This is a genomic window from Leucobacter aridicollis (genome assembly GCF_024399335.1).
Lineage (GTDB): Bacteria > Actinomycetota > Actinomycetes > Actinomycetales > Microbacteriaceae > Leucobacter > Leucobacter aridicollis_A.
On the sequence record NZ_CP075339.1, the window covers coordinates 3,430,198 to 3,455,046 of the forward strand.

Below are 24,849 nucleotides of genomic sequence, written 5' to 3' on the forward strand. Positions count from 1 at the left end.
GCTACCGCTCCGTTCCGTCAAGAATGAGGCGAAGGCCCGCCCGCTCCGGGCGCATGTGCGGGCCGGCTGGATTACTCCATCCCTCACCGGTTGCGGCCGCGGCGATGCTCTCCTCATCGATGGTGATGCCTGAGCCGGGGGCGTCGCTCAGAATGATTCCGCCGTCGTGGAACTCATGGTCGACCGCAAGGCCTGGCGCGAACACTGTGTCTTGCACTTCGGTCGTGAGGTGATTTGGCACGGCGGCAGCAGCGGCGGCAACCGCTGGATTCGCGTTGTAGCCGACGATGCTCACCGGAATATCGTGCGCGTCTGCGGCGAGCGCGAGCCTCAGGAAGTGGGTGATGCCCCAGACCGCACCCGCCTGGGCGATATCTGGCGCCCCCGCGTCGAAGAATGGCCTGAACTGGTCGATTCCAGTGAGGTTTTCGCCTGTGGCGACTGCTGAGCGCACCTGCGAGGAGAGTCGGGCGTGGCCGGCGACGTCCCAGCGGCGCACTGGTTCTTCGATCCAGAGCAGGTCGTGGCGCTCCTCGATTGCGGAGATGTAACGCACAGCCTGCTTGGGCTGCCAGGACTCGTTCGCGTCGAGCATCAGGCCGGGCCGGCTCGTGTGCGCTGAGAGCGCATCGGCCATGATCTGTAGCCGCCTGAGGTCCGCGTCAAGGTCGAGCCCGCCCTTGAGCTTGCCGGCGACGTAGCCGCGCTCAGCGTACCCGGCGTAGAGATCGGCGAGCTGCTCGTCTGGTAGGGCGATGTCGAGCCCGGATGCGTATCCCGGCACGAACCGATCGCGCCCACCGAGAAGTCGCCAGAGGGGCTCGTTCGCCGCCTTTGCTTTGATATCCCAGAGCGCCGCGTCGAGAGTCGCGATTCCCCCGTAGGTTGCGCCGGAGTGGCCTGATTTGAATACCTGCGCGACCATCCTGTCGAACAGCGAGCCCACGCTGCGGGGGTCTTCTCCGAGGATCGCGGGGAAGATCCTCTCGAGGTCTGCGTGCGAGCCGACGCCGACGCCCTCGATGCCTGCATCGGTCTCAACGATCACAATCGGGGATTCGGTGACGGCCGGGTTGATGTGCCCGTTTGCGTCCCCGATGGGCCGCTGCCAATCGTGGCGCGTGTGCAGGGTCCTGTACCCGGTGATCTTCATATCGTCCTTGATGCCGCTCGATTACACTTAACATACATCATACGACTTATGACTCACTTTGGCGAGCCCAGCTCGCCTTGCGTCATACGTCGCACCTTTATCGCTAGACTCGCCCCATGCCCCCGCTTCCCCAGCAGCCCAAGACTCTCGGTGCTCCGCGCACCCCGACGGCACGGTTCGGCACGATCGTCGTACACGACCTCGTCACAGCAATCGTCGTCGGCGATTTCCAAGCTGGCGAACTGCTTCCAAGCGAGACAGAACTCTGCGACCACTTCGGCGTGAGTCGCACCGTGATCCGCGAGTCGATCAAGCGGCTCGAAGAGAAAGGGATGGTCTCGGTCGCTCAGGGACGGGGAACAGTCGTCACCGAGCAGCACGACTGGAACATCCTCGACAGAGTCGTGCTCACCGTGATGATCGAGAATGACGCTGAACTCGGCATCCTCGACGAGATCGCAACGGTCCGCGCTGAACTTGAGTCAGGTATGGCTGGCCGGGCCGCCGCCCGCAGGGACGATGCCGCTATCGGGGAACTCGTTGCAGCCCACGAACACCTCGAGGCGACAATCGCCGACGCCGAGGAATTCGCGGCGAGCGACGTCGAGTTCCACGCAGCTGTGATGGCCATCGCCGGCGACAGGCTCGCGCAGGGCATCGCCAGAACCCTCACGAGCCGCGCACGTGACAATGCCCGCTTTTACGGTGCCCCCGGGCCCGAGGCAATGCCCGCCACCGTCGAAGAGCACAAGCGCATCCTCGACGCCATCATTGCAGGCGACAGCGAGACAGCCGCCCGCGAAATGAACGATCACATTACCCAGGCCTGGGAACGCCGCCGGATCCCTGCAGGTAGTTAACTGCGGGAGCCGAACGCCCGCGGAAGCTACGCGAGCCCAACAGTTCGCGGGTCGACGAGCCCGTGCTCGACAAGATCGCTCCACAGCGCCCCAGGAATATCGGCAGCGAAGCGGCTGAGGTTCGCTCGCACTTGCTCGGCGCTGCGCATTCCGAGCGCAACGCCCGCGACAGCCCTGTGCAGGAGAGGGAACGCGAGTGCGGCCTCTGGCAGCGAAACCCCGTGCCGCTCGCAGACATCAGCGAGCAGATTCGCCCGCCCAAGCAGTTCAGCTGGTGCGGGCAGATAGTCATAGGTAGCGTCGGCGGGCGGACGCGGGGCGGCAAGCAGACCAGAGTTGTACACGGCTACCGCGATCACCGAGGCGCCGGCCGCACTCGCCGGCTCGAGCACGTCGTCAAGCGCGCCCTGCTCGAGCAGCGTATAGCGACCAGCAAGCATGACCACATCGATGAGGCCATCGCCGAGCAGCGCGGCGAGACCAGCGGACTGATTCGTGCCGACACCCACCGCCGCAACGAGGCCCTCAGCTTTGAGCACGGATAGGGCCTCAAGCCCCTCTCGCGCCGCGCCTGGATAGGCCGCGTCTGGGTCGTGCACGAACACGGCGTCGACCCTGTCCACCCCGAGTCGCTCGAGACTCCCCTCAAGCGACCTGCGAACGCCATCGAGACTAAAGTCCCACTCTCGGGTGAGCGTGTCAGGCACCGCGAACCCCTCGTCGCGGCCACGCGGCGTCGGGTTCGACACGAGGAGTCGCCCGACTTTCGTGGAAAGCTGAAACTCCTCGCGCGGATAGCACGCGAGCGCCTCACCGATCCGTCGCTCTGACAGGCCAAGCCCGTAGTGCGGCGCGGTGTCGAACGAGCGGATCCCGCCCTCCCACGCGGCCGATACCGCGCCCGCCGCCTCGGCGTCGGTTGTCTCGCGATACAGGTTGCCGAGTGACGCTCCCCCAAACCCCACAGGGGTCGTCCACGCGGTTGTCGAGCCAAGAACTACTCGCTCGAGCTCCCCCCTCATCGCGCTGCCCGCGCCGCGAAGCTGGCTGCGTAAACGGCTTGGGCTGTGCCAGCGAAAACGCGCTCGCGTTCAGCGACTGTGAGACGAGCGGTGGCAGCGCGAACGCTGTCAACCCAACCGCCGTACCCCTCATCGCTCAACCGCACGAGGGGCCAGTCGGAGCCGAACATTGCCCGGTTCGCGCCAAACGCGTCAAGCGCCACGGCGAGTGCGGCTTCTGCCGTGGTGTTCGTAGCCAAGCCCGAAAGCTTACAGACCGTGTTCGGTAGCGCCGCGAGTCGCCGAAGGTCCGCTTCCCACACCGCCCTCCCTGCCGCGTCACTCGGCGGGTTGCCTGCATGGTCGAGCACGAATGTCGCCTCCGGGACCCGCCCAGCGAGCGCTGTGGCCGCGGGAAGCTGGTGCGCACGCACGACGAGGTCACAGGTGAGCCCATGCGCCGCGACTACACGGATACCGCTGGCGACATCATCGCGGGCGAGCCAGCCGGGATCCGGATCGACGTGCGCGAGGTGCCGAACGCCGCAGAGAGAAGCGGCGGCTGGGTGCTCGCCTATGTCGTTCAGCTGCGCTTCGACGTCAGCCGTGAGATCGACCCAGCCGACGACTCGATGCCCGCGCGACGACGATACGACGGCGTCAAGGAGAAAGCGCGTCTCGGCAAGCGAGTTGTTCGCCTGCACGAGCACCGCGCTGCCAACCGCATGCGTCGCGAGTACCTCATCCAGATCGTCAACCGCGAAGTCACGGTCGATTGCAGCCATACTCTCGCCAACGATCCACTCCTGGGGTGTTACCGCAAGGTCCCACAGGTGGCAGTGCGCATCAATCACGCCGACAGCTAGTCCATGTGCCATGCCATCTCCATCTCACGCCACCCAGTCGCGGCCACAGCCGCACCGAACGGCACCTGACAGGGATCCGTGTGCGTCCACCATTCGCGACTCGTTTCGTCTGCCTGCACGCGGGCCATATCGGCCTCGTAGTCGTCACCGACATAGTCGTAGACGCCGAAGAGCGTGTCATCGACGATGAAGATCGAATAGTTGTGTATTCCGTTCTCGCGCATCGCTTCCTCGACACGCGGCCACACTGCGCGATGCAATTCGAGATACGCAGCGCGCTTCTCGGGCAGCACGTTCACGACGAAGCCGAACCGTCTAGCGCTACCGCCGCAGACCGGGTATCCCGTCATCCCTTCGTTCCGCCCGCTGTCATGCCACTCACGAGGAAGCGCTGGCTGAACAGGAAGATGATGAGGATGGGAAGGATCGACAGGAGCGTGGCGAGTGCAAGCGTCGGCAGTTCAATCACGCTCGTTGCAGCAGTCGTCGGGTTGAACTGCGGAACGTTCGCAAGCATGTTCGCGAGGCCCACCTGCACGGGGGACTTCGTCCCTCCGACCATAAGGAACGGCAGGAAGTAGTTGTTCCAGTTCCCGGTGAAGTTGAAGAACCCCGTCAACGCGATCACCGGCGCCGCGAGCGGCATGGCGATCTGCGCAAACACGCGGAGCTCCCCCGCGCCGTCGATACGGGCAGCGTTCAGCAGGTCGCGCGATACCGTCGTCGAGAAATAGATGTAGGTGAGGTAGACGCCGAACGGGAAGAAGGAGAACGGGAGGATCACCGCAAGCGGGGTCCCGATGAGCTTCAGAGCCGAGAGTTCCAGGAAGATCGGCAAGACGAGCGCCGTATTGGGAATCAGCATGACAACGAGCGTCGTCATCAGGAGTGTCTTGCGCCCCTTGAAGTCCGTCAGGGCGAGCGCATAGCCTGCCGGAATCGTGACGATGAGCATGATGAGGATCGCGCCGAACGAGTACAGCGTCGAGTTGCCGAGCCATGTCAGAAAGACGCCGTCCTGAAACCCGAAGAGCGAGTTCCAGTTCGCGGCGAGCTGCTCAACCGAACCAAACGAGAAGGGCCCGTCGAGCAAGAGCTGCTTCGGGTTCTTCGTTGGGGCAAGGAGCAGCCACACGATCGGCAGAATAAAGAAGACCGCGAAGCCGATGAGCACGACCCCGATCGTCACCCGAGAGAGCCACTGCTTCGGGTCGACTGCTGCGCGCGCGCCGCCGCGCTTCTGTGAGACCTGTTCGCTAGTCACTTTCAAACAACTTTCCGCGGAAGATGAAGATCGACGAGAGGATCAGCGCGATCGCGAGCAGCACGATCGAGATTGCCGCTGAGCCTGAGAAGTCGTTCTGCCTGAACGCATAGAGGTAGGCGAGCTGATTGAGTGAGTAGTCTTCGGGCACGACGCCGCGCGTCGCCTGCGAGAGGATTCGTGGCTCGACGAAGAGCTGAGTTCCCGCCGCGAGGCTCATCACTCCCATGTAGGAGATCCACTTCGTCATCATCGGCAGCTGGATGTGCCATGCGGTCTGCACAGCGTTCGCCCCGTCGATTCGCGCGGCTTCCATCACCTCGGCGTCGATGTTATTGAGCGCACCGTACATGATGACGATCCAGGAACCGGCGCCAGTCCAGAACGCAATGATCGTAAAGATGACTGGGAGGTTGTCGATCGAGACAGTACGCACGAGCGTGTCCAGACCGATCCCGCGGAGTAGGCCCGCGACGGGGCTCACAGTCGGGTCGAGCAGAAACAGCCAGAGCATCACGCTTGAGGCGCCGGCGATTGCCCCCGGAATGTAGTACAAGAATCGCGCGCTCGCCGATACCCATCGCACCTTGATCGCATGCACGATCAGCGCGAGGGCGACCACGACGACGATCAGGCTGATGAGCCAGAACAGAATGTAGACAGCGACGTGGGTTGCGGCTGGCCAGAACCTGTAGTCGGCGAAGATGCGGGTGAAGTTCTCAAAGCCAACGAATGCGCCGTTTCGCGTAAACGAGAGGTACAGCGCGTAGAGCGCTGGGACGATGCCGAACGCAAGCAGCAGCAGCGTGTAGCCGCTGATGAAGATCTGGCCGAACCGCGCTTCGCGGTGCCGCAGCGATGTGCGCTGCCTGGGTACTGCCCGCCGCCGACGCGGCCCGTTTTGGGCCGCGTCGGCGAGCAGGATTGTGCGGGTTTCAGACAATTACTTCACCGTGTACCCGTTGACCGTGGCTTCATTCTTCAGCTTCTCTTCCCAGGCTGGGAGCAGCGACTCGATCGTCTTTCCCTCGGCAACGCCGGGGATCACAACTGTTGCCCAGGCGGTTTCGGGGCTCCACTTCGTGACCGACCAGCCTGACCAGATTGAATCGGCCGCGGACGTCATGATCTCCTTGAAGTCGGCGTTCACGAAGTAGTTGGTCTCCTCGAGCTTCGCGAGCCAGCCCTCCGCCGCCGCCGTGTATGCGGGGTAGGCAGCCGAGGCTTCAACCTGGAACTCCGGTGCACTCGTCACGAATGTCATGAACTCGGCAACAGCCGCGAGGTTCTTGCTGTGGCTGGATGCGTACCAGATTCCGCCGCCAACGTTGCCCGTGGCAACCTCGCCGCCTTCCCACTTGAGCGGCGCCGCTACGCCAATCTTGCCCGCGGGAGTTGCAAGTGCGCCCTGGAAGATAGCTCCCGTGTACCACACCGGCCCAGGCAGAGCCACGATCTTGTCCGCGTACTTGTCGGCAAACGTCGCGCTAAAGAAGCTGTCCTGCACGAGGGTGCCATTTTGCAGCATGCGGTCAAGGATCTTGGTGATCTTCTGAGTGTTCTTGTCAGAGGTGTCGGTAGAGAACTCTGTCCCTTCAGCTTGGAAGACTGGCGACTCGGTGCCGCCGTAGTAGACATAAGTCATGAAAGCGTCACCAAGGCTTCCGAGAATGTATCCCGGGTGCTCCTCTGCAAGTTTGTCGCCCAGTTGGCCATACTCTTCCCACGTGGTGGGAACTTCGTAGCCGAACTCATCGAGCAGGTCCTGGTTGTAGTAGGTCACCACCTGCGCAAGGTCGTTGCGAAGCCCGTAGACGGTACCGTCGACGGTGCCATAGTCGAGCGATCCCGCAGCGAAGCCCGCAAGGAACTCATCAGATAGGAGGCCCTTGTTCAGCGGTGCGGCAAATGGCTGCACACCATTTGTCTCCTGTGACGCCCAGATCGCGTCGTTCTGCTGCGACGAGAACACGACGTCCGGCCAGCCCTCGCCTGATTGGTCCATGAGAGCGACCTTCGTCTGGAAGGTACCTGAGCCACCCGCATTGCCGTCGTACACCTCGTACTCGACGGCAATATCTGGGTGCGCCTCTCGGAACGCAGCGATCGCGGGCTCGCGCGACGCGTCTACCCACACCGTGATCGGGCTGTCGGCTACCTGTTCTGCCGCCGCGAAGCCGAATTCCGACTCGTCGGCGCCGCCGCCAGCACCCGAGGCGCAGCCCGTGAGAGCAAGGGCGCCGGCGAGCAGCGCACTCCCCACTGCGAGCAACTGGGTACGACGGGAGATTGTTTGCTTTGGCATGTCGGTCCTTTGCTGGTCGACGTCGTTGACGACTAATGTTCCGGTCGGAATAAAGTTATTACATCATACGTGTGACCTTAGGCACAAGTGCGCGCTCAATCTCCCCCCAAGGCTGACGAAAAAGAGCGTGGCGCGGGACGCACACACTGCTCCCGAGCCACGCTCACTCTATTTGGTGGCAGTTCAATAACTGCCCCATCGACTACCCCTCAGCGGCGATCCTCCGCTGCCCCGCCATGAACTCGCGAAGCCCAACCGACCATCGCGGCAGCTCAGACATTCGTCGAACCGTGTTTCGCAGCGTCCCCAGATGTGGGCTACGAATCGTGACACTGTCCCCATACTCGTGGGTAAACCCAAGACCAGGCTCGCCACGGTCCGCCGTCGGGGCAAACAGGGTCCCAGTGAACAACACAAACCCATCGGGGTACTGATGATGCTCACCGTAGGTTGCGTCGACAAGATCCTCGAACGGCCGACTGATCCGCGCGACCGAGTTCACGCCAGTCATCACGTACCCATCCACGCCCTCAACTCTGAGCTCGATGTCCTCGCTCCGCACCGACTCAAGGGTGAAGTGCTCGTCGAACAGCCGCAAGAACGGCCCGACCGCGCTTGAGGCATTGTTGTCCTTTGCCTTTCCAAGCAGCAGCGCGCTCCGCCCCTCCACGTCGCGCAGGTTCACGTCGTTGCCAAGCGTGACACCGCGAATCTCGCCACGCGAGTTCACCGACAGCACGAGCTCTGGCTCAGGGTTGTTCCATGCCGAGAAGTCGGGGACACCAATACCCGCGCCGACTCCGACAGACGCGAGCACAGGCGCCTTCGAGAACACCTCGGGGTCAGGGCCGATTCCAACCTCAAGATACTGCGACCAGAACCCGCGATCCTGCAACACGCGCTTCGCATCGAGCGCCGCGGCCGAGCCAGGCTGGAGCGAGGCAAGGTCCCCTCCGATCGCCGCGGCAACTTCCGCTCGCACCGCCGAGGCGGCCGCCGGATCGCCCCCACAGCGCTCCTCGATGACGCGTTCTACCATCGAGTCAACGAAGGTGACGCCGCACGCCTTCACAACCTGCAGGTCAATCGGCGCGAGCAAGTGCGGTCGCTCAGTATCGCCCGCAAAGCTCGCCTCGAGCACCTCATCAAGGCTCCAGCGATGCGTTGACTCTGTTTCTCGGAGGCGAGCGACAGGGTCAAGCTCATCAAGCAAGTCAGAGACGGTGGCGATGTCTCGGCTCAGGTCTACAAGCTCATCTCCGCGCACGACCGCGACTCGCCCAGCACGAACCACCGGGTCCCATACTCGGGCTATGAGCGTCGCCTCCGCAGCGTCGACAGGGAGCACATCAATTGATTTCAACACCGTTGTCCTTTCAAATTCTTGCAGCAAGGCCGCCGCTCCCCTGCTCTCGGCAGGAGCGCGGCGGCCCGAGTGTGGAGGCGTGAGTTACGCCGTCGGCCGAAGCCGCAGTCCGTCCATACCGCCGTCGACGGCGATCGCGGTGCCCGTCGTGGATCCAGCGAGCGGGCTCGCGAGGTAGGCGACCGCGGCCGCAACCTCCTCGGGCTGCACGAGCCGCAGGTGCGGCTGGCGCGCCTCAAGCGCTGCGCGCTCCGCCGCTGGGTCCGGTGCCGAGTCCAACAGCCGCTGCACCCAGGGCGTGTTTGCCGTCCCGGGGTTCACGCAGTTCACGCGGATTCCCTCGCGAAGGTGGTCGGCAGCCATCTGCAGCGTGAGCGAGTAGACGGCTCCCTTTGACGCGCCGTAGAGCGCGCGCTCGGGAAGCCCGGCCGTAACAGCGATCGACGCCGTGTTGACGATCGCCGCCGACGGCGACTTACGCAGCCATGGCAGCGCTGCGCGCGAGACGCGAACGAGCCCGAGCACGTTGATGTTCAGCACGCGCATCCACTCAGCGTCGTCGTTGGCCTCGATTGTGCCCTGCGCGCCGACGCCAGCATTGTTCACGACAATGTCGATGCGGCCGAAGCGCTCGGCAACTGCTTGAATCCCGGCGTTCACGCTGTCGGTGTCAGCGATATCGACACGTACGGCGAACACGCCAGCTGGAACGTTCTCGGTGTTCAGGTCGAACACAACCGCTTCGGCACCGCCCGCGCGGAATCTGTCGACGATCGCGGCTCCGATACCCGAGGCCCCACCCGTGACGATCGCTACGAGTCCTGCAAACTCTCCGCTCATCAGTTCGCCTCCTCGTACGCGACGTACTCCTGACGCTGGCCGCCGAGGCCGTCAATCGACACCTCGACGACGTCGCCTGCCGAGAGGTAGGGGAACCGGCCAGAGAGCGCGACGCCCTCAGGGGTGCCGGTGAGCACAAGGTCGCCCGGCTCAAGCACCATGTACTGGCTCAGCTCGTGCACGATGTGCGCGATGCTAAAGATCATGTCTGAGGTCGACGAGTCCTGCCGAGTCTCGCCGTTCACGCTGCTCCGCAAGCGAACGTTCTGGGCGTCAATCTCATCGCGGGTGACGAGCCAGGGGCCAGTCGGCGAGAAACCGGGGGCAGACTTGCCCTTGCCCCACTGGCCTCCCGACAGGTCGATCTGCCAGGTGCGCTCCGATAGGTCGTTCACCACGACGTACCCCGCGATGTACTCCTCGGCCGCCTCGAGTGACTCGATGTAGCTCGCGCGCTTGCCGATCACGATGCCAAGCTCGACCTCCCAGTCGGTCTTCACGCTTCCCTTCGGAATGACGACGACGTCGTTCGGCCCAACAACCGTGTTGGGCAGCTTGTTGAAGATGACCATGTTCTCGGGCGGCGCGGAGCCTGATTCGGCGGCGTGCGCGGCGTAGTTCATGCCGACGCACACGACAGCGGAGGGTCGCGCGATGGGCGCGCCGACGCGCATCTCGGCTGCGCCCTCAAGCACTGGCAACTCGCCAGCGTCGAGTAGGCGCTGAACCTCGGCGGTACCCGCCTCGAGGAATGCGCCGTCAATCTTCGCCGTGATGGCACGCAGGTCGTACGTGGCCGAGTCGGTCACGAGGGCGGGAATTTCAGCCCCAATGGGACCAAGCTGGGCGAACTTCATTGAACACTCGTTTCTCGCAAAGGTGGGATGTTTACAAGAAACTGTACCCGAATCCAGGCGTGAACCGCACCGAAACACCTACAAATAAGCTGAATATCCCTGCAGCCAGCCCCAAAAGTGGGATCTCTAAGACTGTGCCGTGCCAGCCGGAGCCACGGTTGCCTCCCGCAACCAGCTCTCGATGCCCGCGATATGCGCAGTCATGAGCGCCGCGGCAAGCTCAGAGTCGCCTGCGGCGATTGCCTGAGCAATCGCGCGATGCTCAGACACCGTTCGACCGGTCGCGCCATCCTGCGTGAGCGCGCGCCAAACGCGCGCGCGCACTGTGTGGGCAGCGAGTGACTCGACGAGGCTCGACAGGTACCCGTTGCCGACCGCAGCGACGATCGCGCGGTGAAAGTCGGAGTCGTGGCGCACGAGCGCATCGGTGTCGGTCTCCTCGCTCACGCTCGCGACCTCGCGTTCCAGGTCGGCGATCGCCTGAGCGTCCATGACACGAGCCGCCTGCGCCGCGGCCTGCGGCTCGAGCATTCGCCGCACCGCGAACATCTCAAGCACCGAATCGTCGCTGTGCAGGTCTGCAGCGAAGTTCATTACCTCGAGCAGCATGCTCGGCTCGAGGCTCGTCACGTAGGTGCCGTCGCCGCGCCGCACGTCGAGGACCCGAATCACCTCGAGTGCCTTCACGGCCTCGCGCAGCGAGTTCCGGGAGGCGCCGAGCAGCTCACCGAGCTCCTTCTCCGGGGGCAATCTGTCGCCAGGCGCGAGATCCCCGGTCCGGATCATTTCCTTAATGCGAAAGATCACATCGTCAGTGACTGCCATGCTTTCGATCCTAGAGGAGGACGCCCGCCACGATTCCCCATTACGCTTGACAGCGCAGGCACCAGCAGGGGTGACCGCGCATACTCCCGAGGGGATCTCATCCATGGCTTCACACCCGGATCACTCACAGGCTGACCCGCACGCCTTCGCGTCGGTGTACGAACTGATCCGGTCGCGTGTGCTTCGCGAGGAGATCCCGCCGAACGCGCGCATCAACATTGACGCGCTTGCCCGCGAGCTCGAGGTGTCCTCGACCCCCGTGCGGGAAGCCCTCAGGCAGCTCCAGGGCGACAACCTCGTCGTGCAGGAGCCTGGTCGTGGCTATCGAACGACGCCGATCTTGAACGCCGCTGAGCTTCGCGAGCTGTTCGAGTTCAGGCTGCTCGTCGAGCCGTGGGCGGCAAAGATCGCCGCCACCGACAGGCTACAAAACCCCGGCTACGTGCTTGAGCGGGAGATCGCAGACATCACCGACCTCATCGGCCGACAGGCTGACATTCGATACGAACTCATGGACCACGACATCAGGTTTCACGACGCGATCCTCAGCAGCACAGGCAACGAGGTGTTGCGCACCGCCTACTCGCAGACTCACTGCCATCTTCACGCATTCAGACTGCACCCTGGCGAGCGCACCGGGCAGTACACAGTCGCCGAGCATCGGGTCATCCACGAGGCGATTCGCAGCCGCGAACCAGAAGCCGCCGAGCAGGCAATGCGCGATCACCTCACCGCCGCCTACCTGAGGTTTGAGGTCGCGCACGGGGTGAATTCGGGTGCGCCGTACTTGCCGGGAGCCCATCAGGATCGGCCCGCACCGACAACCTCGCTCGCCCTCTGACTGGGCGAGCTACTCGTGGTGGAAGACCTCGGGCAGCTCGGTCCACCAGTCGCCCTCTGCACGGTCGGGAAGCGGCTGCTGCAGCGGTTGCTGCACTGACCACCACCGCTGCGTTTCGGGGTCTGCGGCCATTTTCGCCATGTCGGCTTCGTAGTCGTCGCCCACGTACTCGAAGTACGAGAACAGCAGTTCGCCGTGGCGAAAGATCGAATAGTTCTGAATGTTGCTCGCGGTGATTCGTTCAAGTACAGTCGGCCAGACGGCGGCGTGATAGCGCTCGTACGCCTCGCGATGCTCTGCTGGCAGGCCGATGACCTGCGCCACCCGCTTCATCGCGCGCTCCCGGCCAGCGCCGCGGCAGCGGCACCGACAATTCCAGCGTCTGTGACGTCGAACTCAGGGGCACCACCCCCTGGGCCGCTCGGGGCCGTACTCGTCGAGGGGCGCTTCGCCGAGAGATGGATCGCGGCGATCCCAGTCGCCACGAGCGTCGGGATCGCGTCGACTGTCACTCCGCCACCGGCCATAATGTCGAGTCTGTCTGCCGCGGCTTCGACGAGACGCGCGAGCGTTTCGGCGCCGTCGAGGCTCTGCGCGGCACCACCGGAGGTGAGTATCCGCGTGACGCCCGCGTCGACGAGCGACTCGAGCACTCCCTCCGGCTGCGCAAGAGTGTCGATCGCACGATGGAACACGAGATCGGCAGCGCCTGCCGCGTCGCGCCAGCGCGCGAGCGCCTCGGTGTCGACGAGCCCGGCCTCAGTGAGCGCGCCGACGACAACGCCGCCGGCTCCTCGCTTCGTCGCTTCGGCAATGTCACGGCTCACAAGCTCGATCTCGTCGGCGTCGTAGACGAAGCCACCGGGCCTTGGCCGCACGAGCACTGCGATCCGCTCGCCGCCGACGGCGTCGACAACCTGTTCAATCGTGCCGATCGAGGGAGTCAGCCCGCCGACGCCGAGCGCCTGGCAGAGCTCCAGGCGATCCGCACCAGCTCCGATCGCGGTGCGGGCACCGGCGACGTCTTGGACGGCAATTTCGAGGAGAGTCATACTGTGATCCTTACACGTTGACTGTGAGCATCGCGACAGGCTCGGCGCGAAGACCAGCGGGGATCGAGACGCGAACGACGCCGTCGGCGCCGGTCTGCTGCACCGCCGCGCTCCCGTCGGCCCAGACGGCGTCGCGACCCGCGAGCTCGGCTGGCAGCTCGACCTCGCCAACCTCGGGCTCCATGACGTGCACGTGCACCGCCCCGGCCGACGTTGTGTACCGGCGAGAGACGCCGACGCGCTCCTCGGCACGGGTCCACGGCCTGGTGCCATAGATGCCCTCGCCATTGACGTTGAGCCACGCCCCCATCTCGCGCATCGCTTGGAGCTGCAGCGGCGGGATCTCGCCGGCGGCGGTGGGTCCGACGTTGATGAGCAGGTTGCCGTTCTTCGAGACAACATCTACGAGGTGGCGCACGAGCTGCGTGCCCGACAGTGAATGCTTCTCGCTCTCGTCTTGGTTGAACCCAAACGAGAACCCGAGGCCGCGCGTCGACTCCCACGGCTGCTGCTGGATCTCTGCAACGTTCGTGTACTCGCGCGTGAGGTAGCCGTGGTAGGGCACACCCCAGCGGTCGTTGACGACGCCGTCTGGGACGGCATCGAAGTAGCGCCCAAGCAGCGACGCAACGCCATAGTCCTCGTGACCTTTGCCGCCGTCAGGCCAGTCGATGTCGTTCCAGAGCACGTCCGGCGAGAAGCGCGCGATGAGCTCGTCGACCTGCTCGGCCGAGTAGCGTGAGAAGGCGGGGTCGTTGCGACGGAACCTGAACAGGTCGGTGTCCGACTCGATCGGCGGAAAGTCACTCACGTGCCAGTCGAGGGCCCCAGAGAAGTAGACGCCGAAGCGGGCGTTTGCGCGACGCGTTGCGTCATGCAGCTCGCCGATGAGGTTACGCTTTGGGCCGCGGGCGACCGAATTGAACCCAGTCGTCTCGGTGTCCCAGAGACAGAATCCCTCGTGGTGCTTCGTGACGGGAACGATGTACTTCGCCCCGGCTCCGAGCAGCTCACCCACGAACTGCTCGGCGTCGAACGCGGCCGCGTCCCAGCGGTCCGCGAGATCCTCGTAGCTCACGCCGGGCCCGTAGACCTCCTGATGGCGCTCCCACGTCGGGCTCCCCGCGATGCGCACAGTGTTCCCGTACCACTCGGCGTACTGGTGCCAGGCGTACGCATCCTCCGTCGGAATGAACCGCTCGCCGTGCTCGACTGCCCAGGCAGGAACCGAGTACAGGCCCCAGTGAATGAAAAATCCAAGCTTCGCATCGCGGTACCAGTCAGGCACGCCGTTCGTTGGGTAGATCGGGGCATTGTCGCCGAAGTCTGGTCCGACCCGAGACTCAAAGTTCATCATGAGAGGAGAGCTCCTTAATCGTCTTCGCCACGGCGGCCGACGACAGCCGTGAGTGCGGGCGTCCCGCTGGTATCGAACGGGTAGACCCCCGAAGCGAGCTTGTGGTGGCCGAGCCGCAGCAGATCCTGATCCACGCCGCCCGGGGTGAGCGCGAGCGTCCACCCGCGCTGCAGGTCGTAGAGTTCTGGCTCGAGGTAGCCAATCTTCACGACGACGATGTCTGCCGCTTCGGGGTCGAGCCCGAGCATGCGGAAGTCGTCGAGGTGGTGGAAGGGTTTGCGCCGCTCGGTGATGATCGCATGCACGCCGCCGACAGCGATGACAACCTGCGTGCCAGCGTCGGGGTCGCCGTCGGTGATTGAGAAGACAGTGCCCCTGAGCTCTGCCGGGCCACTCGGGCCTGCATCGACTCGCGCGCCGGCGGTCACCAGCACGTCGGCGCCAACACCTGCAGCCACTGCCTGTGCGACCGCATCGGCGTCGAAGATTGACGCGACAAGCGTCGTGACGTCGCCGTTCGTGAGTTCCTCTCGCTTCACGAGTTCGGTGAGCGTCCAGGTGACATCGCCAGCACCGCCAGCCGTCGGGTTGTCGCCAGAATCCGAGATGAGGTATGGGCGAGCGGCACCAGGAGCGAGGGCGTTCTCGAGCGCCCCATCGAGCGAGGCGGTCTCTGCAACGAACACGAAGTCCTCACGGGCGTCCCAGTACATCCTGGCAACGCGTTCGGCCTCTCGAGCAATGACCTCACTGTCGTCGCCGGTAACGACGACGTAGGCCTGGCAGCGCGGCTCGTCTGCCCACGCGTAGCCCACCCAGACGGCGGCGTCGACGACGCCATCGAGCGCCTCGATGCCTGGTAGCTCGGCGTAGATGCTCCGCGCGGGCTCGAGCCGGGTACTCGTTTTCTCGCCAGGCAGCAGCACGGGCACGGGAACCCAGGCCTTCAGCGGCCGACGCGCGAGCGGATCGGTGCCGTGCTCGCCGCGGAGCCGCGTGAGCAGCGCGTGCACCGCCCGCTCCTTCGTATTCAGCCAGTCCTCGTGTGGGGCCATGCGGTAGCAGGTGAGTAGGTCGACGGCGTCGCGGAGCGTCTCGGAGACGTTGCCGTGGAGGTCCATCGACGTCGTCACGAGGGTGTCGGGGCCGAGGGCCTCGCGCACCGCGGTCGCGAGGTCGCCCTCGGCGTCGACCATGCCCTGCACGCTCATCGCGCCGTGGATGTCGAAGAAGAAGCCATCGAAAGGGCCCTCGGTGCGGATCGCGTCGAGAATCGCCTGCCTCATGCGCTGATACGTCGCGGGGGCGACGGCGCCGCCAGGCAGCGAACGGCCGTGGTAAAGCGGCACCCACTCGGCGGCGTCGCCGAGCTCGCGCCCCTCCTCCAGGAACGGGTAGTACCCGCGCAGGTCTGCGCCTGTCCTGATCGTGAACGCCTCGTCGCCGGAGACGTGCGGGGAGAAGGTGCTCGATTCGATCGATATGCCCGCGATCCCGATCCGGGGCCTCGCCATGCCGCCCTCGGACAGCTCAGGCAGGGGCCCCATCCAGATCTCGTGTGCGTCAAGGTCGTTCTTCACCGTGCGGCTCCTTCACTTGTCTGTGTGCTCAACTGTGCGTGGGCGAGGGTCGCCCTGAGAAGCTTTTGCGCCGACGCTGCAGCGCCGAGCGCGACGGCGTCGCCGCCGCGCTTCGCCCGCTGGATCCGGAGCGGGGTTCCGGTGATTGGCGCCGCGGTCCGCAGCGTCTCATCCATCACCGGCGAGAGCAGATCCCACGCGTGCGAGACCCCACCCCCGACAATCACCTCGGCGACGTCAAGGAGGGTCGACATCGACGAGCAGGCGAGCGCGACCGCTCGCCCAGCGTTCTCGAACACGGCGCGCGCGTCGGCATCGCCCGCGCGCGCCCGATCCGCAATCTCCTTCGCCGTCAACCCGGACACTCCCGTGCGCTCCGCGTAGCGCAGCCCGATCGACGTCCCCGATGCGAGCGTCTCAAGGTGACCGGTCTGCTTGCAGGTGCAGACGAGGTCGCTGTACCCAGGGGTGTGGCCGATCTCGCCGGCGCCGCCGCGGGCGCCGCGACGGAGCGTGCCATCAAGGATGAGCGCGCCGCCGACTCCGGTCCCGAGCATGACTCCGAAGGCGTCGGGTTCGGCGTGCGCATCGAACGAAACCTCCCCGAGCAGGAACGCGTTGACGTCGTTCTCGATTGCGATCGGAACGCCAAGGAGCTCCTCGAGTCGTGTGCGCAGCGGGAAGCCGACCCAGTCAACGAATGTCGAGGACGCCGCGGTCACCACACCCGTGTCGTAGTCGAAGACCCCGGCCGCACCAACGCCCGCAGCGCAGAGCGTGCCACCGCTCTCGCCGAGCAGGTCGGAGGTGAGGCGGGCAGCCGTCGCAGCCATCGCTTCGCCGCCCTGCTTCGCCGGCGCGACGGCCGAGCCGCGGGCGAGGATCTCGCCCGCGGCGTCGACGAGCACGACAGCGATCTTGGTGCCACCAATATCGATTCCTGCGAAGACGCCCGGGTGAGTGTCTGCTGTGTGCGTCATCGTCCGCCGAGACCTGCCATCGCAATGCCTTTCACGAGGTGCTTCTGCAGCGCGATCACCAGGATCGTCGTCGGGATCATTGAGATGATCGCTGCGGCCATCTGCAGGTCCCACCGCGTGCCGGTGAGGCCCGAGAAGCTCGCGAGACCAATCGGAAGTGTGCCACGCGCCGAAAGGTCGACGGTCACAATGAGCGGCCACAGGTAGCTGTTCCAGAAGCTCATGAACGTGAAGACAGACAGCACCGCCACAGCCGACTTCGACAGTGGCAGAATGATGCGCAGGAACGTGCGGATCGGGCCCGCGCCGTCGATGCGCGCGGCCTCCTCGAGTTCGTACGGGATGCCGCGGAAGAACTGCCGCATGAGGAATGTGCCGAACGCCGTGAACGCGAACGGGAAGATCAGCGCGGGGTAGGTGTCAACCCAGTTGAACCACTGCATGACCTGGAACATGGGGATCACAAGGACCTCAGCGGGAACCATCATCGTTGCGAGGAAGATCACGAAGACCGCGTCGCGGCCTTTCCAGCGCAGTCGGCCGAACGCGTAGCCAGCCGTCGTCGACACGACGAGCACGACGAGGGTGCCCGCGACCGCGACGAAGAGCGAGTTGCCGATGTACGTCCAGAACGGCCCGAACTCGAATACCTCGGCGAAGTTCGACCAGCGAATCTCGGAGCCGAAGAGGCTCGGAGGCATCGCGAACATCTCACCGTTCGGCTTGAGCGCCGAGAAGAACGCGTAGATGAGAGGCAGCATGAACAGCGCAGCGGCGACGTAAATGCTGATGTGGGCGATGACGAGCCGGATGCGCTCGCCTGGGGTCATCGGCTCGCGCGAACGCTTCTTGGCCCCCCGCACCGCGGCCTCGCCGCCGGCAGCGGCGACAGCCATCACCCGTGTTGCGTTGAGATCAGTGCTCATAGTGCACCCACTTCTTCTGCAGTCGGAACTGGACCGCGGTGATGATGATGATCAGCGCGAACAGAATCCACGCACCGGCGGCGGCGAGGCCGAGTTCCTGGTACTTGAATCCCTGGTTGTAGATCCACATGACGAGAGGGGCGGTGGCGTTGCCTGGCCCGCCGCCCGTGAGCATTTGCGGCTGCACGAAGACTTGCAGCGACGTGATCATCGTCATGATCGTTGCGAAGAAGATCGACGGGGAGATCATGGGGATCGTCACGCTCCAGAGCAGGCGGAAGCCCTTCGCGCCATCGATGCGGGCTGCCTCCATCACGCTCTCGGGGAGCTGCTCAAGCGCCGCCGAGAAGATGAGCATGTTGTAGCCGAGGCCCTGCCAGACGCTCATGACGACGACCATAATCATCGCCCAGTTCTTGTCTGCGAGGAAGTTCGGCAGCTCGAGGCCGAACCATGTCTGCGCGAGCCCGTTAAAGAGGCCCTGCGGCTGCAGGAGCATCTTCCACACGAGCACGTTCGCGACCATCGGGGTGACGACAGGGATGAAGAAGAGCACCCGCAGCGCGCCGCGGCCACGAATCCTCGGGCCGAGAGCGACTGCGAGCAGCAGCGAGAGAATCACGCTTGCAGGCACGTAAAGCACCGTGTACACGAGTGTGTTTCGAAGCGCGGGCATGAATGCCGGATCCTCGAAGAGACGGGCGTAATTCCCGATCCCGATGAAGGTGCGTTCGCCAAACGTCGGCCAGTTGAAGAAGCTCATCACTACGGACAAGACAACCGGAACGATCGTAAACAGGGCGAGGCCCACCAGGGCCGGGCTTGCAAAGCCCAGCGCCTGGCGCGCCTCCATCTTGGCGAACGACCGACGGCTGCGCTGGCGCGCCTGCAATGTGGTCATTCTCTGCTACTTACCTAGTTGTGTGCTGAATCAGTTGCTGAACTGCTTCTGAGCAGTCTCGAGCACGGTGCGCATGTCGGCCTGACCGTTGTAGACGCTCACGAGTTCGGGCTGCACGAAGGTGCCGACCTTTGCCCAGTTGTCTGAGACGCGCTGTCCCTCAACGTCCTTGAACGCCTCATCGAAGACTGCCTGCACGTCGTCACGGTACGCCTCATCGAGCGACTCGAAGTAGAGCGGCTGGCTCTCGGCGCGTGCCGGGTAGCTGCGGCCCGACGATGCAACGTAATCCTGTGCATCCTTGCTGAGCAGCGAGCCCATGACCTTGAGCGCCGCTTCCTTGTTTTCGCAGGTCTCGGCAATGCCGAAGCCCGAGCCAAGCACGAGGCTGAGGTTGCCGTTTGCGCCCGTAGGTAGCGGAGCGAGGCCCGCCTTGAAGCCTGCGTCGTTGGTGAGGTAGCCAACTGCGTTCCAGGTGCCGTCGACGGCCATCGCTGCGTTCTCGCCGGTGAACTGGTTCTCGCCCCAGCCGCCGTCGGATGCCGATGCGACGGGTGCCGCGACCTTCTGCTCGGTGACGAGCGACGCGTACCACTCGGCAGCATCGGTGAATGCCGAGTCGCCGATCTGCAGCTCGCCGTCCTCGGTGACGGGCTGGGTACCCGACTTCGCGATCGGGAGCGCCTGCCATTGGAAGTCACCCATGCCGATGCCGAAGCCGTACTTGCCGCCAGCGGTCGCCTTCTTGGCGGTGGCCTCGAAGTCCTCGAAGCTCCAGCCGGCCTTCGGCAGATCAGCGCCCGCGGCCGTCAGCTGATCCTCGTTGTAGTACGTGACCATGGTGGAGACGTCGAACGGCAGGCCGTACATGTTGCCCTTGTTCTCGAGGATCTCGGTCGCGCCCGGCGCGAAGTCATCCTTGCTCAGGCCGGCGGTCTTCAAATCCTCGTCAGTGAGCTTCACGAAGCCGTCGGTGTAGCTGGAGAGCATGCCGCTGTTCATGCCGGTGACGCAGGCCATGTTGCCCGATGCCATGTTGGTGGTGAGCTTCGTGAAGAAGTCGCCCCACGGCGCGGTGCGAAGCTCAATCTTCAGATCAGGGTTCTGCTCCTGAGCGATCTTGAGCTGCTCGTTGAGCGCGGTCGTGTCATCTTCCGAGCCAGCCCACATGTCGACGACGATCGTGTTGTCGTCCTTGGGTGCTGATCCGCTGCCGCTGCAGCCTGTGAGCACTGCGGCCGCTCCCACGGTCATGGCGACGAGTGGCACCAGGTTAATCTTCTTCATTGAACGCCTCCTCAGGCATCGGATAAGTTTGTTCGAGTATCGAACAAAGTTTGTTCGACTTCGACAGATGTCATACTGCCAGAAGATTCGCATCCCGACAAATACCAGTTTTTTGGCAGCGCCGAATCGAAACATTCACGCGGATACGGCCTTTCTTTCCGTGGATAGTACGGGCTAGGCTTCTACCAAGATCGAAGAAAGTTGGAACGTGCCACTCTCCCCGAACCCCCTCGATGACCAGAATCGTCGGATCGTCGAGCTTGTCGCCGGCGGGCAGGCGGCTTCGCGCAGCGAGCTTGCCAAGATCCTCGACGTCGCCGTCTCGACAGTTTCCCTGCGCGTGCAGACGCTCATCGACGCCGATGTACTACGCGAGGACGGCCACGGCAATTCGAGCGGGGGCAGGCGGCCGCGCCGGCTGCGCGTGAATGTCGCGGAGGCCCGGATCCTTGCCGCCGAGCTCGGCGGCGGCCACGCCCGCATCGGCCTCCTCGACCTCACGGGCAAACTTTACGCGTCCGAGACAATCCAGATCAACATCGCCGCCGGCCCGGAAGAGACCCTGAAGAAGGTCGCAGCGGGCTGCCGAGCACTCGCAGGTGACACCGAGATCCGTGCAGTCGGAATCGCTCTTCCAGGGCCCGTGCGGCCCCAAACCGGCAGCGTCGATCAGCCGTCACGCATGCCCGGCTGGCAGGGGTACAGGGTGCGCGAGCGACTCACCGAGCTCCTCGGGGTCCCGGCTGTTGTCGACAACGACGCGAACCTCATGGCACTCGGAGAGCACCACAGGCGGCTCTCCCCTGCCGAGGACAGCATCACAGTCAAGGCAGGCACCGCGATCGGTAGTGGAATTATCGTGCAGGGCGCGATCCACCGCGGCGCGACAGCCGCGGCCGGCGATATCACGCATACGCAGATCGACCCGACGCTCAACGAGCCCTGCTCCTGCGGAAACCGCGGCTGCCTCGAGACGGTCGCAAGCGGCGCAAGCCTCGTGCGGCAAATGGGCGAGCTTGGTCATCAGGTGCCAGACGCAGCTGCTGTCCTCGCACTCGCGCGAGATGGCGACCCGACCGCGACGACGCTCATCCGCACCGCGGGAACCCATCTCGGCCAGGCACTCTCTGGCGTCGTGAACTTCTTCAACCCGCACGCGGTGTTCCTCACCGGGAGCCTGAGCGCGAGCGAGCCGTTCATCGCCGCAGTACGCAGTCGCGTCTACGAGGCCTGCCACCCGCTCGCGACGCAGACGCTACTCATCGAGGCTGCCGCGTCCGGGCAAGACGCGGCACTGTACGGTGCGGCACGAATTGCGCTCGACGCCGTCGACCTCACCGCGTAGTTAGGCCCCATCGACGAGGCGTAGCTCGATGACGGGCATGAGCACGTCAGGGCGCTGCACTGGCAGGTGCACGGTGAGCGTGCCCGCAGGCTGCCCGGCTGCCTCCATCTGCGAACCCTCCGAGCTCGGGTCGCTCTCCGACGTGCGCAACCAGGAGCCGTCGTTCAACAGGCGAGTAAACCTCACTTTGCCCGCGAGGCCAGGCAGGTGCACGTACCCGAGCGGCCAGCTGGCCATGTGCAGATAGAGCCGGTCGCCACGGCGGGTGTAGGTGCCCTCGCGAGGCGGCGCGAATCCGGCGTGGCCGGCGCCCACAATCGCGTCGCGGTGAAGGGCGGTCCACTCACCGAGCGTCTCGAGCACGGCTCGGTCTCGGGGTGAGATCGCACCGCGCCCGTCTGGCCCGATGTTCAACAGCATGTTCCCGCCCATCGAGACCGAGTCGGTGAGCATCTGCGCAAGCAGTGGCGCTGACTTCTGGTCAAGGTTGTCGCGATGGTACCCCCACGATCCATTGATCGTCTGACACGCTTCCCACCTCACCAGCTCGCCACCGCGACGCACGGGCTCAGTCGGCTGGTACTGCTCGGGCGTGTAGAAGTCGCCGGGAATTCCGAGGCGGTCGTTCACGAGCATGTTCGGCTGGAGCTCGCGGCACATCGCGAGCATCGCCTCAGAGTCCCAGTCGGCGGGCCCCTTGCCGTCCCACCCGTCCTTGTGCTCCGGGTAGCTGAAATCGAAGAACATGTAGTCGATCTGCCCGTACTCGGTCAGCAGCTCGCGCAGTTGCGCGTGCATGAAGGCGCGGTAGCGCCCCATATCTCGGCCTGCATTGAGCTCGTGGGCGTTCTCGTCGTCGCGACGTGGATGTACCCAGTCGACGAGGAAGTCGGGGTGGTGCCAGTCAATAAGCGAGAAGTACAAGCCAACACGAAGCCCCGCCGCGCGAAGCGCGTCAACGTGCTCGCGCACAAGGTCTCGCCCGCAAACTGCGTGTGCGGTGAAATCCGACTGGCGCGAGTTCCACAGCGCGAAGCCCTCGTGGTGCTTCGTGGTCAACACTACGTAGCCTGCGCCGAGTTGCTGTGCCTGGCGCGCGATCTCACCGGCGTCGAAGCGATCCGGATCGAAGTTCTCGACGTATGGCAGGTACTCGGCGTCAGTGAGACGCTCGTAGTTCTGCACCCACTCGTGGCGGGCGGCGACGCTGTACGCCCCGAAGTGCACAAACATGCCGAGGCGCGCCTCGTCAAACCACTGATGCTCAGGCTGTGAAGACATGCGCACAATCTTCACACAGTTCTTTTGAGCGCGCTCGTCAAATCTCTCCCGGCGCGTGGGCTCGCTCAGCCCCCACCCGATCACCGGCGGGTGCGCCACCCAGGCGTGGCCTCACCCATCCCTCCAAATACTCTTGTGCCCCCGTTCTTTCGCGAAGAATGGGGGCACAAAAGTGATTGAGTAAAAATGAAGGTCCCGAGCAGCCGGGGCACATCTGGCGACTGGGCTATGCCTCGTCGCGCGAGTCGGCGGCGATAGCAGTGTGGTGCTGGATCACCTCGGCAACAACAAAGTTGAACCACTTCTCGGCGAACTCAGGGTCGAGGTTCGCGTCCTCTGCGAGGCTCCGCAACCTAGCGATCTGCCGCGCCTCGCGGGCGGGGTCAGCGGGAGGCATCGCGTGCTCAGCCTTCAACTGGCCGACCTCCTGCGTGCACCGAAACCGCTCCGCGAGCATGTGCACGAGGGCGGCGTCGATGTTATCGATGCTCGAACGGAGTCGCCCGAGGCGCTCCTCAGGAGTGGGGCTCGTCATCGCTCTCCTTCTTAGCTCAGCAGGTCGTGCAGCTCGACAACCTGCTCGCGCTCCGGACCAACGCCGACGGCCGAGAACCTGGCGCCGCTCATCGCTTCGAGCGCGCGGATGTAGTCCTGCGCGTTCTTCGGCAGTTCCTCAAACGAGCGGCAGTCCGAGATGTCCTCGTCCCAGCCAGGGAACTCCTGGTAGATCGGCTTCGCGTGGTGGAAGTCTGACTGGTTCACGGGCATGTCGTCGTGGCGAACGCCGTTCACGTCGTAGGCCACGCACACGGGAATCGACTTAATGCCCGAGAGCACATCGAGCTTCGTGAGAACGAAGTCGGTGACGCCGTTGATGCGGGCCGCGTAGCGTGCCATCGGAGCGTCGTACCAGCCGCACCGGCGCGCGCGACCGGTGGTGACGCCAAACTCGCCGCCCTTGGTCTGCAGGAACTCGCCCATCTCGTCGAATAGCTCGGTCGGGAATGGCCCCGATCCGACACGGGTCGTGTACGCCTTGATAACCGCGATGATGCGGTCGATCTTGTGCGGCGGAACGCCCGAACCCGTCGCGGCACCGCCGGAGGTCGCGTTCGAGCTGGTGACGAACGGGTAGGTGCCGTGATCGATGTCGAGCATCGTCGCCTGGCCAGCCTCGTACAGCACTGTCTTGTCATCGGCGAGCGCGTTGTGCAGCAGCAGGCCGGTGTCGCACACCATCGGCTCGAGGAGCTCGCGGTACGCGAGCAGGTCGTTCACAACCTCGTCGGCGTCGATCGCACGCCGGTTGTAAATCTTGACGAGCACCTGGTTCTTGAAGTCGAGCGCGGCTTCGACCTTCTGTCGAAGGATGCCCTCGTCGAAGATGTCTTGAATGCGGATGCCGACGCGGTTGATCTTGTCTGCGTAGGCAGGCCCGATGCCGCGACCTGTCGTGCCAATCTGGCGCTTTCCGAGGAAACGCTCGGTGACCTTGTCGAGGGTCCGGTGGTACTCGGTAATCACGTGCGCGTTCGCGCTCACCTTGAGCTTCGAGACGTCGACGCCGCGCTCCTTGAGCGCGTCGAGCTCAAGCTTGAGCACCGCGAGGTCAACGACAACACCGTTAGCGATCACCGGAACGACGCCCGGTGTCAGAATGCCCGATGGGAGCAGGTGCAACGCGTATTTCTGGTCGCCAATGACAACCGTGTGACCGGCGTTGTTACCGCCGTTGAACTTTACGACGTAGTCAACGCGGCTCCCGAGCAGGTCGGTTGCGCGACCCTTTCCCTCATCGCCCCATTGGGCACCGGTGATCAGTACAGCGGGCATCTCAGCCCCTTCCTTCGCACTAGGCAGATACCGAGCCAGTCTAGCGGAGCCGCGCTTTCCATGCCCGGCAGGCGTAACACGAACGCCCCGCGGCGCCTCCTGACGGTGTGTCGGGGGCGCCGCGGGGCG

General features: G+C 64.5%; 25 protein-coding genes. 3 read left to right on the forward strand and 22 right to left on the reverse strand.

Going from position 1 to position 24,849, the window contains the following annotated elements:
- Window position 1: 1 nt before the first annotated feature.
- Window positions 2–1,153: a mandelate racemase/muconate lactonizing enzyme family protein gene (locus KI794_RS15415; RefSeq protein WP_119282576.1), complete on the reverse strand. Its 1,152-nt coding sequence runs from the start codon at window positions 1,151–1,153 to the stop codon at window positions 2–4.
- Window positions 1,154–1,269: 116 nt separating this feature from the next.
- Here KI794_RS15415 and KI794_RS15420 point away from each other — a divergent pair, with 116 nt between their 5' ends.
- Window positions 1,270–2,013 carry a FadR/GntR family transcriptional regulator gene (locus tag KI794_RS15420; protein WP_255808567.1) on the forward strand — a complete coding sequence of 248 codons (744 nt, stop codon included), beginning with the start codon at window positions 1,270–1,272 and terminating at the stop codon, window positions 2,011–2,013.
- 26 nt (window positions 2,014–2,039) lie between these two features.
- Here the strand turns inward: KI794_RS15420 and KI794_RS15425 are convergent, their stop codons facing one another.
- From KI794_RS15425 to KI794_RS15470, 10 genes are all read right to left on the reverse strand, one after another.
- Window positions 2,040–3,035 carry an aldo/keto reductase gene (locus KI794_RS15425; RefSeq protein ID WP_255808568.1) on the reverse strand — a complete coding sequence of 332 codons (996 nt, stop codon included), beginning with the start codon at window positions 3,033–3,035 and terminating at the stop codon, window positions 2,040–2,042.
- On the reverse strand, window positions 3,032–3,892 hold the full coding sequence (locus tag KI794_RS15430) for an amidohydrolase family protein (RefSeq protein ID WP_255808569.1): 861 nt from the start codon (window positions 3,890–3,892) through the stop codon (window positions 3,032–3,034). The genes KI794_RS15425 and KI794_RS15430 overlap by 4 nt, the downstream gene beginning before the upstream one ends.
- Window positions 3,877–4,230 (reverse strand): L-rhamnose mutarotase, encoded by a 354-nt coding sequence (locus KI794_RS15435; protein WP_119282572.1) that lies wholly within the window; start codon window positions 4,228–4,230, stop codon window positions 3,877–3,879. The genes KI794_RS15430 and KI794_RS15435 overlap by 16 nt, the downstream gene beginning before the upstream one ends.
- Window positions 4,227–5,144 (reverse strand): carbohydrate ABC transporter permease, encoded by a 918-nt coding sequence (locus tag KI794_RS15440; RefSeq protein ID WP_255808570.1) that lies wholly within the window; start codon window positions 5,142–5,144, stop codon window positions 4,227–4,229. Before KI794_RS15440 ends, KI794_RS15435 begins: the two co-directional genes overlap by 4 nt.
- Entirely contained in the window at window positions 5,137–6,087 is a 951-nt protein-coding gene (locus KI794_RS15445; protein ID WP_255808571.1) for a carbohydrate ABC transporter permease, read from the reverse strand. Before KI794_RS15445 ends, KI794_RS15440 begins: the two co-directional genes overlap by 8 nt.
- Window positions 6,088–7,449: an ABC transporter substrate-binding protein gene (locus KI794_RS15450; RefSeq protein ID WP_119282571.1), complete on the reverse strand. Its 1,362-nt coding sequence runs from the start codon at window positions 7,447–7,449 to the stop codon at window positions 6,088–6,090. It lies immediately after the preceding gene.
- Window positions 7,450–7,651: 202 nt separating this feature from the next.
- Window positions 7,652–8,812 carry a fumarylacetoacetate hydrolase family protein gene (locus KI794_RS15455; protein ID WP_370647895.1) on the reverse strand — a complete coding sequence of 387 codons (1,161 nt, stop codon included), beginning with the start codon at window positions 8,810–8,812 and terminating at the stop codon, window positions 7,652–7,654.
- Window positions 8,813–8,899: 87 nt separating this feature from the next.
- Window positions 8,900–9,655, reverse strand: coding sequence for an SDR family NAD(P)-dependent oxidoreductase (locus tag KI794_RS15460; protein ID WP_255808573.1), 756 nt, complete (start codon window positions 9,653–9,655; stop codon window positions 8,900–8,902).
- Window positions 9,655–10,512 carry a fumarylacetoacetate hydrolase family protein gene (locus KI794_RS15465; RefSeq protein ID WP_255808574.1) on the reverse strand — a complete coding sequence of 286 codons (858 nt, stop codon included), beginning with the start codon at window positions 10,510–10,512 and terminating at the stop codon, window positions 9,655–9,657. The genes KI794_RS15460 and KI794_RS15465 overlap by 1 nt, the downstream gene beginning before the upstream one ends.
- 126 nt (window positions 10,513–10,638) lie before the next feature.
- A complete protein-coding gene (locus KI794_RS15470; RefSeq protein ID WP_255808575.1) occupies window positions 10,639–11,337 on the reverse strand; it encodes a FadR/GntR family transcriptional regulator in 699 nt (232 codons plus the stop codon).
- Window positions 11,338–11,440: 103 nt separating this feature from the next.
- Here KI794_RS15470 and KI794_RS15475 point away from each other — a divergent pair, with 103 nt between their 5' ends.
- Window positions 11,441–12,178 carry a GntR family transcriptional regulator gene (locus KI794_RS15475; RefSeq protein WP_255808576.1) on the forward strand — a complete coding sequence of 246 codons (738 nt, stop codon included), beginning with the start codon at window positions 11,441–11,443 and terminating at the stop codon, window positions 12,176–12,178.
- A 9-nt stretch (window positions 12,179–12,187) separates the two neighbouring features.
- Here the strand turns inward: KI794_RS15475 and KI794_RS15480 are convergent, their stop codons facing one another.
- The 8 genes from KI794_RS15480 to KI794_RS15515 are packed head-to-tail and all read right to left on the reverse strand — an operon-like array spanning window position 12,188 to window position 20,261.
- Window positions 12,188–12,511 carry an L-rhamnose mutarotase gene (locus tag KI794_RS15480; RefSeq protein WP_255808578.1) on the reverse strand — a complete coding sequence of 108 codons (324 nt, stop codon included), beginning with the start codon at window positions 12,509–12,511 and terminating at the stop codon, window positions 12,188–12,190.
- Window positions 12,508–13,230 carry a copper homeostasis protein CutC gene (locus KI794_RS15485; RefSeq protein WP_255808580.1) on the reverse strand — a complete coding sequence of 241 codons (723 nt, stop codon included), beginning with the start codon at window positions 13,228–13,230 and terminating at the stop codon, window positions 12,508–12,510. The genes KI794_RS15480 and KI794_RS15485 overlap by 4 nt, the downstream gene beginning before the upstream one ends.
- 10 nt (window positions 13,231–13,240) lie before the next feature.
- Window positions 13,241–14,587 (reverse strand): alpha-L-fucosidase, encoded by a 1,347-nt coding sequence (locus tag KI794_RS15490; protein ID WP_255808582.1) that lies wholly within the window; start codon window positions 14,585–14,587, stop codon window positions 13,241–13,243.
- A 14-nt stretch (window positions 14,588–14,601) separates the two neighbouring features.
- Window positions 14,602–16,134 carry a M81 family metallopeptidase gene (locus tag KI794_RS15495; protein WP_255809784.1) on the reverse strand — a complete coding sequence of 511 codons (1,533 nt, stop codon included), beginning with the start codon at window positions 16,132–16,134 and terminating at the stop codon, window positions 14,602–14,604.
- 29 nt (window positions 16,135–16,163) lie between these two features.
- Window positions 16,164–17,147 (reverse strand): ROK family protein, encoded by a 984-nt coding sequence (locus KI794_RS15500; protein WP_255808583.1) that lies wholly within the window; start codon window positions 17,145–17,147, stop codon window positions 16,164–16,166.
- Window positions 17,144–18,073: a carbohydrate ABC transporter permease gene (locus KI794_RS15505; RefSeq protein ID WP_220663722.1), complete on the reverse strand. Its 930-nt coding sequence runs from the start codon at window positions 18,071–18,073 to the stop codon at window positions 17,144–17,146. The genes KI794_RS15500 and KI794_RS15505 overlap by 4 nt, the downstream gene beginning before the upstream one ends.
- On the reverse strand, window positions 18,063–18,974 hold the full coding sequence (locus KI794_RS15510; protein WP_119282560.1) for a carbohydrate ABC transporter permease: 912 nt from the start codon (window positions 18,972–18,974) through the stop codon (window positions 18,063–18,065). Before KI794_RS15510 ends, KI794_RS15505 begins: the two co-directional genes overlap by 11 nt.
- Window positions 18,975–19,004: 30 nt before the next feature.
- A complete protein-coding gene (locus tag KI794_RS15515; protein WP_255808587.1) occupies window positions 19,005–20,261 on the reverse strand; it encodes an ABC transporter substrate-binding protein in 1,257 nt (418 codons plus the stop codon).
- A gap of 208 nt (window positions 20,262–20,469) precedes the next feature.
- Between KI794_RS15515 and KI794_RS15520 the strand changes: the two genes are divergently transcribed.
- A complete protein-coding gene (locus tag KI794_RS15520; protein ID WP_255808588.1) occupies window positions 20,470–21,606 on the forward strand; it encodes an ROK family transcriptional regulator in 1,137 nt (378 codons plus the stop codon).
- Here KI794_RS15520 and KI794_RS15525 read toward each other — a convergent pair whose 3' ends face one another.
- The 3 genes from KI794_RS15525 to KI794_RS15535 all read right to left on the reverse strand — a co-directional run bounded on the left by KI794_RS15525 (window position 21,607) and on the right by KI794_RS15535 (window position 24,720).
- Entirely contained in the window at window positions 21,607–22,887 is a 1,281-nt protein-coding gene (locus KI794_RS15525; RefSeq protein ID WP_119282843.1) for an alpha-L-fucosidase, read from the reverse strand.
- Between the two features lie 226 nt (window positions 22,888–23,113).
- Window positions 23,114–23,422 (reverse strand): chorismate mutase, encoded by a 309-nt coding sequence (locus KI794_RS15530; RefSeq protein ID WP_255808591.1) that lies wholly within the window; start codon window positions 23,420–23,422, stop codon window positions 23,114–23,116.
- Between the two features lie 11 nt (window positions 23,423–23,433).
- A complete protein-coding gene (locus KI794_RS15535) occupies window positions 23,434–24,720 on the reverse strand; it encodes an adenylosuccinate synthase (RefSeq protein ID WP_119282556.1) in 1,287 nt (428 codons plus the stop codon).
- Window positions 24,721–24,849: the final 129 nt, after the last annotated feature.